The sequence below is a fragment of the Sphingopyxis sp. genome, assembly GCF_040216815.1.
GTDB lineage: Bacteria > Pseudomonadota > Alphaproteobacteria > Sphingomonadales > Sphingomonadaceae > Sphingopyxis.
Genome location: NZ_JAVJOJ010000006.1, coordinates 137,935 through 152,207, shown reverse-complemented (window position 1 = coordinate 152,207; position 14,273 = coordinate 137,935). Strand labels below are relative to the sequence as shown.

Below are 14,273 nucleotides of genomic sequence, written 5' to 3'. Positions count from 1 at the left end.
GAAAGACGCCGCCGCGCCCATTCAGCCCAAACGGGCGAGGGCGGCGGTCAGCCGATCGGCCTCCGCTTTCTTCGCGGCGTGATCGGCGCGTGCCTTTTCAACGGCTTCGGGCTTGGCGCGCTCGACGAACGAGGGGTTGTTGAGACGCGCAGCGAGGCCGTCGCGCTCCTTTTCCGCCGCGGCGAGCGCCTTGGCCAAGCGGTCGCGTTCGGCGGCGATGTCGATCACGCCCTCCAGGGGAATGGTGATCGTCTCGCCCGCGACGACGAGCTGCGCCGAGGCGCCGACGGGGGCGGGGTCGGAGCTGATATTGTCGAGGCGCGCCAGACGGTCGAGCTGCGCCGCGAGTTTGTCGGTTCGGGGCTTGAGCGACGCCGGGAAATGCGCGGTCAGCCGCGCGCCCGGCGGCAGGCCGAGCTCGGCCTTGGCCGCGCGCAGTTCGCTGACGAGCTTGATCAGCCAGTCGATGTCGGCGCTGGCCCCTGCGTCGCGCGCGGCATTCGGTGCGGGCCATTTGGCGGTGATCAGCGGATAGTCGGCACGGTCGCCGAGGCCCGTCCACAGCTCTTCGGTGATGAAGGGCATGAAGGGATGAAGCATGACGAGGATCTGGTCGAGCACCCAGCCGGCGACGGCCTTGGTCTCGTCGCCGATGCTCCCCTTGATCAGTTCGAGATACCAGTCGCAGAAACGGTCCCAGGCAAAGCTGTAGATCGCGTTCGCGGCCTCGTCGAAGCGATAGGCGGCGAAGGCCGTCTCCATCGCGGCGACGGTGTCCGCGACCTCGCCGATGATCCAGCGGTTGACGGGGAGCGTCGCTTCGGGCGCTTCGAGGCTGGCCGACGCCGAAATCCCATTGGCTTCGCAGAAGCGCGCGGCGTTCCACAGCTTCGTCGCGAAGTTGCGATAGCCCGCGAGGCGCGCGTCATCCATCTTGATGTCGCGGCCCTGGCTTTCCATCGCCGCCATGAAGAAGCGCAGCGCGTCGGCGCCATATTGGTCGATCAGCCCGAGCGGATCGACGACATTGCCCTTCGACTTCGACATTTTCGCGCCGTCGGGCGCGCGCACGAGGCCATGGAGATAGAGCGTCTTCCACGGCACCTGGTCTTCGGGTCGTTCACGCTCGGGGCCCATGAACTCCATCCCCATCATCGCCATGCGCGCATCCCAGAAAAACAGGATGTCGAAGCCCGACACGAGGACGTCGTTGGGATAGTGGCGTTTGAGGAGGTCAGTGTTTTCCGGCCAGCCGAGCGTGGCGAAGGGCCAGAGTGCCGAAGAGAACCAGGTGTCGAGGACGTCCTCATCGCGCGTGAGAGCAACGCCCGCGCCGGCCTCTGCCTGCGCCTCTTCCTCGGTTTCGGCGACGAAGATGCGGCCATCTTCGGCGTACCACGCGGGAATCCGGTGCCCCCACCAAAGCTGGCGCGAGACGCACCAGGGCTGGATATTCTCCATCCAGTTGAAGAAGGTCTTTTCCCACGTCTTCGGCACGATGTTGATGCGGCCGTCACGCACCGCCTGCATCGGCGGCTGCGCGAGCGTTTCGGCGTCGACATACCATTGGTCGGTCAGCCAGGGTTCGATCACCACGCCGCCGCGGTCGCCAAAGGGGGTCTGGATCGTGCGCGGTTCGGCGTCATGCTCGCCCCCGTCCTTGTCGACGTGCGGGATCAGGAAGCCGCCTTCCTTCATCCGCTGCACGACGAGTTCGCGCGCGCCATCGACGCCATCGCGCTTGAAGCGGTGGAGGCCGAGATATTCGTCCGGGATCAGCCCGTCGGCGGTCTGGATGACGTTCGCGTCGCCGTCGAGCATGTTGAGCATCTCGGCCGGCTTGAAACCCGCGCGCTTGCCGACGTCGAAGTCGTTGAAATCATGCCCCGGCGTGATCTTCACCGCGCCGCTGCCTAGTTCGGGGTCGGCGTGCTCGTCGGCGATCACCTTGAAGCGGCGGCCGGTGATCGGCTGGAGGACATCCTTGCCGATAATGCTCTTGTAGCGCGGATCGTCGGGGTGCACCGCGACCGCCATGTCGGCGAGCATCGTTTCGGGGCGCGTCGTCTCGACCTCGATAAAGTCACGCCCATCGCCCAGCGTCACGCCGTCGGCGAGCGGATATTTGAAGTGCCAGAAGCCGCCCTGAACCTCGTGCGTTTCGACCTCCAGGTCGCTGATCGCGGTCTTGAGCTTCGGGTCCCAGTTCACGAGCCGCTTGTCGCGGTAGATCAGCCCCTTCTTGTGGAGGTCGACGAACACCTTGACGACCGCGCGGGTGAAATGCGGGTCCATCGTGAATTGTTCACGGTTCCAGTCCATCGAACAGCCGAGGCGGCGCAGCTGGCGCGTGATCTGACCGCCGCTTTCGGCCTTCCATTCCCACACTTTCTGCACGAAGTCGTCGCGCGAATAGTTGGTGCGCTTGTCCTGCCGGGCTTCGAGCTGGCGTTCGACGACCATCTGCGTCGCGATGCCGGCATGGTCGGTCCCGACGACCCACAGCGCGTCCTTGCCGCGCAGCCGTTCGTAGCGGACGAGCACGTCCTGCAGCGTATTGTCGAGCGCATGGCCGATGTGCAGCGCGCCGGTGACGTTGGGCGGCGGGTTGACGATCGTGAAGGGCTGGGCGTCGGGACGCGACGGGCGAAACAGCCCGCGGCTTTCCCATGTCCGGGCCCATTTGGCCTCGATAGCGGCGGGATCGAATGTCTTTTCCATCGGCATAGCCGGGCGCCTTTGCCAGCCAGTGGGCGAGGCGGCAAGGGGTGATTGCCCGCTCCAGCTTCCTGACCCGTTCGCATCGAGCGAAGTCGAGATGCCCCTCGGCATGGGGCCAATCTCGATGGGTGTCTCGACTTCGCTCGACACGAATGGCGTGAGCGGTTTCTATTTCTTTAAATAGCTCTCCAGCCAGTTGAACACCGTCTGATGCCATTGGACGCTATTTGCGCCCTTCAGTACCCAATGATTCTCGTCGGGAAAAACAAGCAATTGCGAAGGGATGCCGCGGCGCTGGAGTGCGGTGAATGCAGCCAGCCCCTGACTGTAGGGGATACGGAAATCCTTTTCGCCGGTGATCACGAGCATCGGCGTCTTCCACTTGGCGACGTGGTTCACCGGGTTCCATTTTTCGGGATCGCTGCGTTCCCACCATGGGCCGCCATGATCCCATTCGTCGAACCACAGCTCCTCGGTTTCGAACGCCATGGCGCGAAGGTCGAAAACGCCGTCGTGCTGGACCAGGCACTTGAACCCGTCGGTCCACTGGCCCGCGATCCAGTTCATCATATAGCCGCCATAGGAAGCCCCGAGCGCGCAGGCGTTGGCGATGTCGAGCTGTGCGTCCTGCTTGCCTGCCGCGGCGAGACCGAGCTTCAGATCCTCGAGCGGCTTGCCGCCCCAATCCTTGTTGATGCTGTCGGTGAACGCCTGACCATAGCCCGTCGAACCGTGAAAATCGACGGTGACGACGCCGTAACCCTGCTGCGCAAAGAGGCGCGGATTCCAGCGCGTCGACCAGCTGTTGCCGAAGCTGCCCTGCGGGCCGCCGTGAACGATGAAGGCGACGGGGAGCTTCTGGACCGGGCTGACGGGCTTCAGGATCATGCCCCACACCTTGTCGCCGTTCGCGCCGGCGAACTGGATGCGTTCGATTTCGACCGGGTCGAACTCGGCGAGCTGCGCGGCGTTGACCGCGGTGAGCTGGTTCACCTTGCCCTTCGCATCGCGCACGAACAGGTCGGCCGGTGCAAGCGCGCTGTTGCGCGAATAGAGAATGGCGCCGCCCGCCAGCGGCGTGACGTCGCCGATATTGCCCTCATGCGCGTCGGGCGAAGCTTTCAGCCGCTCGACCTTGCCCGTCGCGGCCTCGACGCGGAACACCGGATGTTCGAGCACATCCTGCGCGGTGACATAAAGCGACTTGCCATCGGGTGCCCAGGCGATCGAGCCGACCGAACGGTCCCACGCATCTGTAAGCTTTTTTGTCCGGCCGGTCGCAAGTTCGCGGAGCATCAACACTTGCCGGTCGGCTTCATAACCCGGACGCGCCATCGCCGCATAGGCGAGCCATCTGCCGTCGGGCGACGGGGTGGGGAGGGTGTCGGTCGCCTGATTATCCGCGGTCAGATTGATCGGCATCATCCGGCTGTCGACGAGCCAGCTGTAAATGTCGAGGTTGGTCGACATCGGCTCGTTCCGGTCGGCCTTGCGCAGCGTGAAAAAGACGGTGCGGCTGTCGGCGCCCCACGCGAGTTCCTCGCCGCCGCCAAAGGGTTTGGAGGGCGTGTCGCCGATGAGCCCCGCATCGGCCGGGCGCGCGGCAGTCGCCTTCCCGCCTTCCAGATTGAAAACGAAGGGGCGGCTATAGGTGCCGGGGGTTTCCCAATGGTCCCAGTGGCGGACGAAGCCGACGCCATCTTTGTAAAGGCGTCCGGTGCCAGGGCCAACGAGCGCGCCCTTGTCCTTCGCATCGCAGCCGAAATCGGGGCATTCCTTGGGAATGTCGCCCCAGGCGAGGAGCTTTGTGGCGTCGGGTGAAATCTTGAAACCCGCGACGTCGGCCATGGTGTCGGTCACTTGCGTCGCGGCGCCGCCCGCCTTCGGGTCGATCCGCCAGACCTGATCCTTGCCCGATGCGTTCGAGAGGAAATAGAGGAGCCCGTCCTTGTCGAAGGCGGGCGAGGTTTCATTCTTGCCCGGCGTATCGGCGATCGGTGTGGGCTTTGCGTCCTTTGCATGACGGTCGACGAGCCAGAGGCCGGTCGAACGCTTGTAGGTGCCCGTCTCAGTCTCCGTCATCTGGAAGACGACCCAGCGGCCATCGGGCGATGCCGTCGGTGCGGCGACGCGCTTCATCGTCGCTAGGTCCACCTCGGTCATCGGCCGCGCGGCGGCGGGGACGGAAAGGGCGGCGGTGAGCGCGAGCGCGCTGGAAAGAAGTTGGTTTCGCATGGCGGGGGTTTAACGCCGCGCTGGCGGCATTCAAGCGCGATCGTAAATCGAACTTTGCGCGGTCCAACCAAAGCTGTCTGGATCGTTGCGGCGTGCTCGTTCACTGGCAGGCCTGACAAGGAGAGTTATGTGTTTCGCGCGTTCTCGATAGCCACCGGTCGCGTTTTTGCGCCATTGCTCGCCGGCGCCAGTCTGCGTGACCGCGCGATCGGTAGCATCGGTGCGCTCATCGGAATAGGCATTGCGGGTATAATCTGCGCCTTGTGCTTTCCGGCCGCGACACCGTGGATCGTTGCTCCGATCGGCGCCTCTGCAGTGCTGCTGTTCGCGGTGCCGGCAAGTCCATTGGCCCAGCCTTGGTCGATTGTTGGAGGCAATGTCATTTCGGCGGCGTTCGGGGTCGTTGCCGCCGGAATGGGGCCCGAGCCGGCGCTGGCGTCGGCAATCGCGGTCGGCGGTGCAATTCTGATCATGTCGCTGCTCCGCTGCCTGCATCCGCCGGGCGGCGCTGCGGCACTGAGCGCCGTGATCGGCGGACACACATGGGCGTCGGGCCATGCAACGAATCTGCTGCTGCCCGTCGCAATCAATTCGCTGATCCTCGTCTTGGCAGGCTGGATCTTTCACCGTTTTTCGGGGCACAGCTATCCGCACCGCGCGGCGCCGGTTGAAGGGAAGCCCGCGGTTGCGGCGGCGTCGGCCGGTGTCCTGATCGGCGATATCGACGCAGCGCTCGACGATCTGGGTGAAACGTTCGACATCGGGCGCGAGGACTTGGCACTGTTGCTCGCGCGCGCCGAGATTCATGCTGCGGCGCGGATCGGGCGCGAGCTGATCGCGCCGCCGTCGGCCAGCGTATCCGACTGTCGCGAGCCTGACGCTTCATTTTGCTTGTCTCGCTAACTCTCTGTTAACCGGCAACGCCGACAAATGGCTATGCCCATTTATGGACATTTCCTGCCCGTAGCGCCCCATAGCGAAAAACGTCAGAATGTGCGCCGAAAACTGAGCCTCCGTGCCAGCGGGGTTCAGGATGACGGGATCGGTATCGAGGTCCAGATCCATAATATATCGGGAACGGGCCTGCTGTTTGAAAGCGACATCAAGCTGGCCGCATGCGACAGGATCGAAATCGAACTGCCCCATGCGGGGGGCATAACCGCGGTCGTCATCTGGGCCAGTGGGCGGCTTTTCGGATGTCAGTTCGAAGGCCCGGTATCGCCGGCGACGCTCAGCGCGGTGGAGCTGAAGAGCGCGGTCGCCCCGAATCCCGAACGACCCACTGGCGTCGCGCTGGCGACTGCCCGGGAGGACGCGGGCGCTGAAGCAGCGCGAGCAGAGGAGTTTCAGGACCTGATCGATCGCAGCCGCGAACAGATCGCGCGCGCGGCGGGGCTCGGCATCGACCGGGTGCGGATCATCGTCGAATATTAGGATGGACGCCGGGAGCTGAACGACCGCGCGCCGTTCGACGCTACCGGACGAGCATACCGCCCTTCATCACATGGTCGATCTTTTCGAGGGCGGTGATGTCGGCGAGCGGGTCGGCCCTCACCGCGACCAGATCGGCGTACCTGCCGGGGACGATTGCGCCGACATCGTCGCGCCCCATCTCCTCGGCGGCGCGGCCGGTGGCTGACTGGATCGCTTGCATCGGCGTCATCCCATATCGGACCATGTTGCGGAACTGCCGCGCGTTGAGTCCGTGCGGATAGACGCCCGCGTCGGTGGCATAGCCGATGTTGACGCCAAGCTCGACCGCGCGGCGAAAGGCGGCGCGCTGGGCGTCGGTCGTCTCGCGGTTCTTGCGCAGATATTCGGCGGGCCAGCCTTCCTTCGTCCCGATCTCGTCGATATAATCGCCGTTATAGATGTCCATCGCGAGCCAGGTGCCGTGCGTCTTCGCAAGCTGAAGCGCTTCCTCGTCGGCAAGGCTCGCATGTTCGATGCTGTCGACGCCCGCCCGGATCGCATTCTTGATCCCCTCGGCGCCATGGGCATGGGCGGTGACTTTTTTGCCGCGGGAATGCGCGACCTTTACCACGGCGCGGAGCTGATCGACCGTCAGTTCGGGCGCGCCGGGTTCGGTGCCGATCGCGAGCACCGCGCCGGTCGCGATCGTCTTGATAAAGTCGGCACCCTGGTCGAGAAGATAAGCCGTCTTTGCCGCCGCTTCGTCGGGCGTCGCGGCGACGCCGAGCCGCATGTCGGATGGCAAATCTTCGTTCGGGATGACGCCGTTGAGTTCGCCGCCGCCTTTGGGAATGGTGATATAGGCGCCGGCGACCCACATGCGCGGGCCAGGCACATCGCCACGCTCGATCGCATTGCGGAGCGCGACGTCGGTGAGCCCGCGATAGGTGCCCACGTCGCGGACGCTGGTGAAGCCCGCTTCGAGCGTGACGCGCGCATTGCGCGCGCCGACGAGCGCGGTTTCGGCGGGAGAGGCCTTGATCGGCGCGGCCAGGTCGGCGCTCTGGCCAAGGTCGGCGAGGTGGGTGTGGAGATCGATCAGGCCGGGCAGCACGGTGAAGGCCGACCAGTCGAGCCGCGTCGCGCCTTCCGGCGCCGCTCCGCACGGGCCGACAGCGGCAATGCGGTCGCGCGCGACTGTGAGGCACTGACCGGTGCGCACGTCGTTCGTCACGCCGTCGATCAGCCGCCCCGCCTCGATATAGAGGGTTTCGGCCGACGCGGACGACGCCGCCAGAAGAGACGCCGCGAGCGCGGCGGTCAGATAGCGGTATTGAAGGCGTCGCACTGCCGCGGATCCCCCGTTTGCAGACCGCGGCGCAGCCAGGTCATGCGCTGTTCGCTCGTCCCGTGCGTGAAGCTTTCGGGCACGGGGCGCTGGCCCGCCGAGCGCATCAGCGTGTCGTCGCCGATCGCATTGGCGGCGCGCATCGCTTCCTCCATATCGCCCGGCTCCATCACCGGCTGGCCATCGCGCGTCTTGGCGCGTGCCGCCCAGACGCCAGCGTAGCAGTCGGCCTGAAGCTCCATCCGGACCTGCAGCGCGTTGCCCTCCGCCTGCGAGCTGCGGCCTTGCGCCCGCCGCACCTGATCCGAAATGCCGCTGATCGTTTGGAGGTGATGTCCGACTTCATGTGCGATCACATAGGCTTGCGCGGCGTCGCCTGCGGCGCCGAAGCGCTGGTCGAGTTCGCGAAAAAAATCGGTATCGAGATAGACGCCCTGGTCGGCAGGACAATAAAAGGGCCCCATCGCCGCGCTTGCCGACCCGCAGCCCTGGCTGTCGACGCGATGCGAATAAAAGTTCAGCGTCGGTTTGCGGTATCCGCTGACAAGACCTTCCCACACCGTGTGCGTCGAACCGAAGACGTTGCAGGCAAAGCGTTCAGCCTCGGTATCGCACGCGATATTGGCGCCGCTGCGGCTGTCGGCCATCGGATCGCTGGTGCCGCCGCCCATGCTCAGCATGTTGGCGCCGGGCCCGAGAACGAAAAAGGCGACCGCGCCGATCAGCAGGATCGTTCCGCACCCCATCTTGCGGCCGAGGAGCATCGGCAGGAAGCCGATCAATAGTCCGCCAAGGCCGCCGCCTCCGCCACCGCCGAAACCGCCGCCACCCCGGCCCAGATCGCGAATATCGTCTCCGGGATCATAATCGTCGAGGCGCATGGGCTTTCTCCGGCGGCAAGGGGTCCTTGATGCTGACTGTTACAGCAGCGCCGGGCAATTGGAAGGGGCTTCGCGGTCGGCAAGCCATTGCAATGGCGCGTGCTGCGGTGCACAAATCGCGCGTCTGCAACCCGATGATCGCGAGTCCATGCCCCGCCGCGCCGCCCGTGCCGCCCTGCCGCTTCCCGACCTTGTCGTCCTTGTCCTGCAAGGCGGCGGAGCGCTCGGCGCGTTTCAGGCGGGGGTGTATGAGGCGCTGATCGAGCTTGGCATCGAGCTCGACTGGGTCGCCGGCATTTCGATCGGCGCGGTCAACGCTGCGATCATCGCGGGCAATGAGCGCGATCAGGCGGTAGGCAGGATGCGCACCTTCTGGGAAGGTGTCTCGTCGGCGCTCCCCTCGCTGCCGACGCCTGACAATGACTGGGCGCGCGAATGGTCGCATATCGCCGCGGCGGGACAGGTGATGGCATTCGGCGTTCCGGGCTTTTTCACGCCGCGTTGGCCGCCGCCCGCGCTCGCCGCGCGGCAGACGCCGGAGGCTGTCAGCTTCTATGACACGGCGCCCCTCGTCGAAACGCTGGATCGACTGGTCGACTGGGATCGTGTCAATCGGGGCAGTGTTCGCCTGTCGGTCGGCGCGGTCGCGGTCGAAACGGGCAATTTCCGTTATTTCGATACGAGGCGCGACACGATCGACGCGCGGCATATATTGGCGTCAGGGGCGCTGCCGCCCGGCCTGCCGCCGGTCGAGATCGACGGGACATGGTATTGGGACGGCGGGCTTGTATCGAACACTCCGCTCGAACATGTCGTCGATTCGGCGAACGAGGACATGCTGGTGTTTCAGGTCGACCTCTTTCCCGCGCGCGGTGTGCGGCCGCACGATCTGGAAGAGGCCTGGTCGCGCGAAAAGGATATTCGTTACTCCAGCCGCACGCGGCGCATCTCCGACGGGCTGGTGCGGCGGCGCAAGGAGCATCGGCTGATCGACCGGATGCTCGAAAAGCTGCCCGCCGAATATGCCGACCTCGCCGAAGTGAAGGCGGTGCGGCGGATGGTCGAATGCAAGGCGCTCAACGTCGTCCAGCTGATCCACGAACCTCCCGCATGGCAGACCGGCGCGCGCGACTTCGAATTTTCGCGTTCGACGATGGAAGTCAATTGGGCGCTCGGGCACGCAGCGGTCGAAGCGGCGATGAAGGACGGGCATCTGCTGGCCGAAAGCATCGCCGAAGGGCGGTCGGAAAGTTTTGCGGTGCAATCGAACGCACTCAGGCCCAAGGCCGATCCGGGCGATCCCCGATAATATCCCCCACCCGAAAGGAATTCCACCATGTATCTTAAAGGCAAGACGGCTCTCGTCACCGGCTCGACGTCGGGCATCGGGCTCGGCATCGCCAAAGCCTTCGCCGCCGAGGGCGCGAACATCGTCATCAACGGGTTCGGCGACGCCGATGCGATCGAGACCGAACGACAGGGACTGGAAGCGATCAGCGGCGGCAGGGCCGCCTATGACGGCGCCGACCTGACCAAGCCCGGCGAGATCGAGGCGATGTTCGCGCGCGCAGACAAGGATTTCGGCGGGGTCGACATTCTCGTCAACAATGCCGGCATGCAGTTCGTGTCACCGGTTGAGGATTTCCCGCCCGAAAAATGGGACATGATCATCGCGCTCAATCTGACCGCGGCCTTCCACACGATCCGCCATGCCGTACCGGGGATGCGCGCCAAAAAATGGGGGCGGATCATCGGAACGGCGTCGGCGCACTCGCTCGTCGCATCGCCCTTCAAATCGGCCTATGTCACCGCCAAGCACGGGCTTGCGGGGCTCACCAAGACGGTCGCGCTCGAGGTTGCCGACGCCGGCATCACCGTCAATTGCATCAGCCCCGGCTATGTCTGGACGCCGCTGGTCGAAAACCAGATCCCCGACACGATGAAGGCGCGGGGGATGACGCGCGAACAGGTGATCAACGATGTGCTGCTCGCCGGGCAGCCGACCAAGAAGTTCGTGACCGTCGAGCAGGTTGCGGCGCTCGCGACCTTTCTGACGCGCGACGAGGCCGCGAATATCACCGGCGCCAATCTGAGCGTCGACGGGGGGTGGACCGCCGCCTGACCGGCTCCGCCCTTGAGCAATCCCCTTTCGCCTCCTAAGGTTAACCATAGAGGGACAGGGGAGAAACAGAGAATCATGGGTCGCACCTTATGGGTTTTGGCGGTGGCGCTGGGCGTCACGCTTGGCGCGTGTCGGACGGTTCCTGCCGTGCCGCCGTCGGCAGCCGATGTGGCGGAGGCGAGCGGGACGTGGCGCGCGACCGCGACCGACGCCGACAAACAGCGGATACGCGGTTGGTATACGAGCTGGCAGGCGGCGCTTGCCGACGCGCGCGCCAAGGGGCATGGCGCCGACGTCGAGCGCGAGGGCGCACTGCTTCACCCGACGGCCGCGCTCCCCAATGCGCATCTGCCCGCGGGCGATTATCGGTGCCGGACGATCAAGATCGGCGCGAAAGGTCGCGGCGGACTGGGCTATATCGCCTATAGCTGGTTCCGGTGCCGCGTTGCGGTCGAACAAGGCCTGTCGAGCCTGACCAAGCTCACCGGGTCGCAGCGGCCGGTTGGATTGGTCTTTCCCGACAATCTGGAACGCCAGATTTTCCTAGGCACACTCGAACTCGGGGACGAAAAAATGGCGGTCAATTACGGCAGCGACCGGATGCGCGACATGGCCGGTCTGATCGAACGGATCGGCGACAATCGCTGGCGGCTCGTGCTGCCCGCGCCGGCCTATGAATCGCTGCTCGACGTGATCGAGCTGGTTCCGGCAGATTGATGATGGAAAGGAAGGTTATGCGGGGATTTTGGGTAAGCGTGGCGGCGTTGGCCGTGTCGGCACCTGCGTTTGCGCCCGCGTCGGCACAGGCGCTGCGCGGCGAGGTGCAGGAACAGATGCCGTCGCTGATGGCGATCTATCAGGATCTGCACGCCAATCCCGAACTCAGTTTCATGGAAGTGCGCTCGGCGGGCATCCTGGCCGCGGAAGCGCGCAAGCTGGGTTTCAGCGTGACCGAAAAAGTGGGCGGTACCGGCGTCGTCGCGGTGATGAAAAATGGCGACGGCCCGGTCGTGATGGTTCGCGCCGATATGGACGGCCTGCCCGTGACCGAGCAGACGGGACTTCCCGGCGCGTCCAAGGTTCGCGTGACGACCGCCGAGGGCGTCGAGACGGGCGTGATGCACGCCTGCGGCCACGATACGCACATGACCGCATGGATCGGTGTTGCTCGGCTGATGGCCGCCAACAAGGATAAATGGTCGGGCACGCTGGTGATGATCGGCCAGCCTGCCGAGGAACGCGGCGCCGGAGCGCGGATGATGCTGGAGGACGGGCTTTACACGCGTTTCCCCAAGCCCGAATATGTGCTCGCCTTCCACGACGCGGCGCAGTTTCCCGCCGGCAAGATCGGCTATACGCCGGGCTATGCGCTCGCCAATGTCGACAGCGTCGACATATTGGTTAAGGGCGTCGGCGGGCATGGCGCCTATCCGCAGGCGACGAAAGACCCGATCGTCCTCGCGAGCCGTATTGTCGGCGCGCTGCAAACGCTCGTGTCGCGCGAGATCAGCCCGCTCGACAGCGCGGTCGTAACCGTCGGCAGCTTTCATGCCGGAGCCAAGCACAACATCATTTCGGACGAGGCGCGGCTGCAACTGACGGTGCGCAGCTATACCGACACGGTGCGCGACCATCTGCTCGACGGCATTGCCCGGATTGCGAAGGGCGAAGCGATTGCGGCGGGCATACCCGACGACCGGATGCCGGTGGTGACGGTCCAGCGGGACGAATATACCCCCGCGACCTATAATACGCCCGCCTTCACCGAGGAAATGGCGGCCTTTCTGAAAACGAGCTTCGGCGAAGAGCGTGTCGTGCAGATGCCGCCGGTGATGGGCGGCGAGGACTTCGGCCGTTTCGGACGCGAGGACAAGAGCATCAAGAGCCTGATCGTCTGGGTCGGCGGCGTGCCGCAGGCCGAATATGACGCTGCGAAGAAGGAAGGGCGCACGCTGCCGAGCCTGCACTCGCCCTTCTGGGCGCCCGACGCTCCCGCGGTGATCTCGACCGCGACCGAGGCGCTGACGGCGATGACGATGAAGTTGATGGGGAAGGGGGCGTCATAGCGCGGCGCCCCGCTCCTTCCTCTCCCAAATAAATTGGGATGGACCTGTTCGCGGCGCTGTGGTGAGCAGACGCCATGCCTGCCAATGAACCTGCTTCGGGCCTCTCCGCGCGCCTTTCCGAGCGCGAGTTGGAAGTTTTGCGCCTGTTGGTCGTCGGCCACACCGTCAAGACGATTGCCGCGCGGCTGGGTCGTTCGGAAACGTCGATCAACGAGCGCTTGCGAAGCGCGCGCCGGAAAACCGGGGTCGGCAGCAGCCGCGAATTGGCGCGGCTGCTGACCCTCCAGGAAACTTGTGACAAAAATTTCGATCTTTCGACCGGACGCCGGACAGTGACAGGTTCGGCACGCCCCGCAATCGCTGGGGTTCGTGGTTCGAAAGGAATGATCGTCATGTTTATCGCAATCCCTCTCGCCGCGGCCGGGCTAATGGTCGCAGCCGCCCCGTCCGCCGATCGGACCGAAACAGCTAACGCCGCCTATGGCGCGGAATCGATGTCGCTACCGCTGGTCGGAAGCTGGTCGCTCGACGCATCGCCCATGCCCGCGGAGGAGCGGCCGCAAAGGGTGACAATGACCTTTCGTGCGTTGCCGGACGGCAAGTGGACAACGCTCGTCGAAATTGTCGCCCGCGACGGCTCCTTCCGATATTCGGAATCGACCGCCGCACTCGATGGTGTTGCCGTGCCGGTCACGGGCAATATGGATTTCATCGACAGTGTCGCTCTGCGTCAACCGGCGCCCGACACGTTGGTAATGACGCTGGGCAAGGCGGGCGCGCGGGTGTCGACGCGGGTGTATACCGTCGCCAAGGATATGAAATCCATGACCGAAACGATTGTCTGGTCGAGCGACAAACGGCAAAGACTGGAAACGACCCATTTCGATCGCGTCTCCTGACCGCGCCTTTGTCTTCATTCCGGCATCGCCTGGGGCTGGAGAGAAATGCCGGAGGTCCTGCGTCCAAAAGGTTGGCCAAGCCGCCGACGCCGGACGCATATAAAGCCCCCCTCCCAATCTTCGGCACTCCGGGCTTGCCCCCGGAGCGCCGGTTTTTTGCTATACAGCGCGAGACGCGAAGGCCTTGCAAGCGCCGGAGGGACTTCCTACATGCGATTCATGCGGGCCGGGCCCCTCTGGCGTCGGCGGGACATGTCCCGCCACGTGATGTCGGACCGCATCGGGTGACACCGATGCTTGCGGCCCTTCTCCCCCCTGTTCTGAGGGTTTCGGCATCGGCGTCACCTGCTTGATTCTTCAATCAGGAGGCCCTCTTCCATGCGTTTTTCTCCCAATTTCTATCGCCTGACCGTGCTTCACCGCCAGCTCGACGAGGCCGAGCGGTACGAGGTGCGCCGAGAGAGCGCCGATCCGCTTCGCCTGTTGCGGTTGAAGACGCTCAAGCTCGCGGTGAAGGAACGGCTCGCGGCGATAACGCTGCGTTCGCTCGGGCGACCGGCACCTCGGCTCGCGCCCGCCCGCTGATCA

General features: G+C 64.9%; 12 protein-coding genes. 8 read left to right on the top strand and 4 right to left on the bottom strand.

Annotated elements, in window-relative coordinates:
* Nucleotides 1-21: 21 nt before the first annotated feature.
* Nucleotides 22-2,727, bottom strand: a complete 2,706-nt coding sequence (locus RIA72_RS09605) for a valine--tRNA ligase (RefSeq protein ID WP_350031962.1) — start codon at nucleotides 2,725-2,727, stop codon at nucleotides 22-24.
* Between the two features lie 162 nt (nucleotides 2,728-2,889).
* Nucleotides 2,890-4,956 (bottom strand): S9 family peptidase, encoded by a 2,067-nt coding sequence (locus RIA72_RS09600; protein WP_350031961.1) that lies wholly within the window; start codon nucleotides 4,954-4,956, stop codon nucleotides 2,890-2,892.
* Between RIA72_RS09600 and RIA72_RS09595 the strand changes: the two genes are divergently transcribed.
* The gene (locus RIA72_RS09595) at nucleotides 4,945-5,859 is read left to right on the top strand and encodes an HPP family protein (RefSeq protein WP_350031960.1); all 915 of its coding nucleotides are present in this window, start codon (nucleotides 4,945-4,947) and stop codon (nucleotides 5,857-5,859) included. The genes RIA72_RS09600 and RIA72_RS09595 overlap by 12 nt on opposite strands.
* A 27-nt stretch (nucleotides 5,860-5,886) precedes the next feature.
* Nucleotides 5,887-6,390, top strand: coding sequence for a PilZ domain-containing protein (locus RIA72_RS09590; RefSeq protein WP_350031959.1), 504 nt, complete (start codon nucleotides 5,887-5,889; stop codon nucleotides 6,388-6,390).
* A gap of 40 nt (nucleotides 6,391-6,430) precedes the next feature.
* Here the strand turns inward: RIA72_RS09590 and RIA72_RS09585 are convergent, their stop codons facing one another.
* On the bottom strand, nucleotides 6,431-7,717 hold the full coding sequence (locus RIA72_RS09585; protein WP_350031958.1) for a metal-dependent hydrolase family protein: 1,287 nt from the start codon (nucleotides 7,715-7,717) through the stop codon (nucleotides 6,431-6,433).
* A complete protein-coding gene (gene ypfJ / locus RIA72_RS09580; RefSeq protein ID WP_350031957.1) occupies nucleotides 7,690-8,598 on the bottom strand; it encodes a KPN_02809 family neutral zinc metallopeptidase in 909 nt (302 codons plus the stop codon). Before ypfJ ends, RIA72_RS09585 begins: the two co-directional genes overlap by 28 nt.
* A 148-nt stretch (nucleotides 8,599-8,746) precedes the next feature.
* Between ypfJ and RIA72_RS09575 the strand changes: the two genes are divergently transcribed.
* The 6 genes from RIA72_RS09575 (at nucleotide 8,747) to RIA72_RS09550 (ending at nucleotide 14,270) form a co-directional block, all read left to right on the top strand.
* Nucleotides 8,747-9,907, top strand: a complete 1,161-nt coding sequence (locus RIA72_RS09575; protein ID WP_350031956.1) for a patatin-like phospholipase family protein — start codon at nucleotides 8,747-8,749, stop codon at nucleotides 9,905-9,907.
* Nucleotides 9,908-9,934: 27 nt separating this feature from the next.
* Nucleotides 9,935-10,720 carry a 3-hydroxybutyrate dehydrogenase gene (locus tag RIA72_RS09570; RefSeq protein WP_350031955.1) on the top strand — a complete coding sequence of 262 codons (786 nt, stop codon included), beginning with the start codon at nucleotides 9,935-9,937 and terminating at the stop codon, nucleotides 10,718-10,720.
* A 75-nt stretch (nucleotides 10,721-10,795) separates the two neighbouring features.
* Complete coding sequence (locus RIA72_RS09565; RefSeq protein ID WP_350031954.1) at nucleotides 10,796-11,437, top strand: DUF4893 domain-containing protein; 642 nt, start codon at nucleotides 10,796-10,798, stop codon at nucleotides 11,435-11,437.
* A 17-nt stretch (nucleotides 11,438-11,454) separates the two neighbouring features.
* Nucleotides 11,455-12,786 (top strand): amidohydrolase, encoded by a 1,332-nt coding sequence (locus tag RIA72_RS09560; protein WP_350031953.1) that lies wholly within the window; start codon nucleotides 11,455-11,457, stop codon nucleotides 12,784-12,786.
* A gap of 74 nt (nucleotides 12,787-12,860) precedes the next feature.
* The gene (locus RIA72_RS09555) at nucleotides 12,861-13,685 is read left to right on the top strand and encodes a helix-turn-helix domain-containing protein (protein WP_350031952.1); all 825 of its coding nucleotides are present in this window, start codon (nucleotides 12,861-12,863) and stop codon (nucleotides 13,683-13,685) included.
* Between the two features lie 378 nt (nucleotides 13,686-14,063).
* Complete coding sequence (locus RIA72_RS09550; RefSeq protein ID WP_350031951.1) at nucleotides 14,064-14,270, top strand: DUF465 domain-containing protein; 207 nt, start codon at nucleotides 14,064-14,066, stop codon at nucleotides 14,268-14,270.
* Nucleotides 14,271-14,273 lie beyond the last annotated feature (3 nt).

What these genes read in the sequence shown, in the direction of transcription:
- RIA72_RS09605 (WP_350031962.1), bottom strand. Translation starts at nt 2,727, where the DNA reads ATGCCGATGGAAAAGACATTCGATCCCGCCGCTATCGAGGCCAAATGG.
- RIA72_RS09600 (WP_350031961.1), bottom strand. Translation starts at nt 4,956, where the DNA reads ATGCGAAACCAACTTCTTTCCAGCGCGCTCGCGCTCACCGCCGCCCTT.
- RIA72_RS09590 (WP_350031959.1), top strand. Translation starts at nt 5,887, where the DNA reads ATGGCTATGCCCATTTATGGACATTTCCTGCCCGTAGCGCCCCATAGC.
- ypfJ (WP_350031957.1), bottom strand. Translation starts at nt 8,598, where the DNA reads ATGCGCCTCGACGATTATGATCCCGGAGACGATATTCGCGATCTGGGC.
- RIA72_RS09575 (WP_350031956.1), top strand. Translation starts at nt 8,747, where the DNA reads ATGCCCCGCCGCGCCGCCCGTGCCGCCCTGCCGCTTCCCGACCTTGTC.
- RIA72_RS09570 (WP_350031955.1), top strand. Translation starts at nt 9,935, where the DNA reads ATGTATCTTAAAGGCAAGACGGCTCTCGTCACCGGCTCGACGTCGGGC.
- RIA72_RS09565 (WP_350031954.1), top strand. Translation starts at nt 10,796, where the DNA reads ATGGGTCGCACCTTATGGGTTTTGGCGGTGGCGCTGGGCGTCACGCTT.
- RIA72_RS09560 (WP_350031953.1), top strand. Translation starts at nt 11,455, where the DNA reads ATGCGGGGATTTTGGGTAAGCGTGGCGGCGTTGGCCGTGTCGGCACCT.
- RIA72_RS09555 (WP_350031952.1), top strand. Translation starts at nt 12,861, where the DNA reads ATGCCTGCCAATGAACCTGCTTCGGGCCTCTCCGCGCGCCTTTCCGAG.
- RIA72_RS09550 (WP_350031951.1), top strand. Translation starts at nt 14,064, where the DNA reads ATGCGTTTTTCTCCCAATTTCTATCGCCTGACCGTGCTTCACCGCCAG.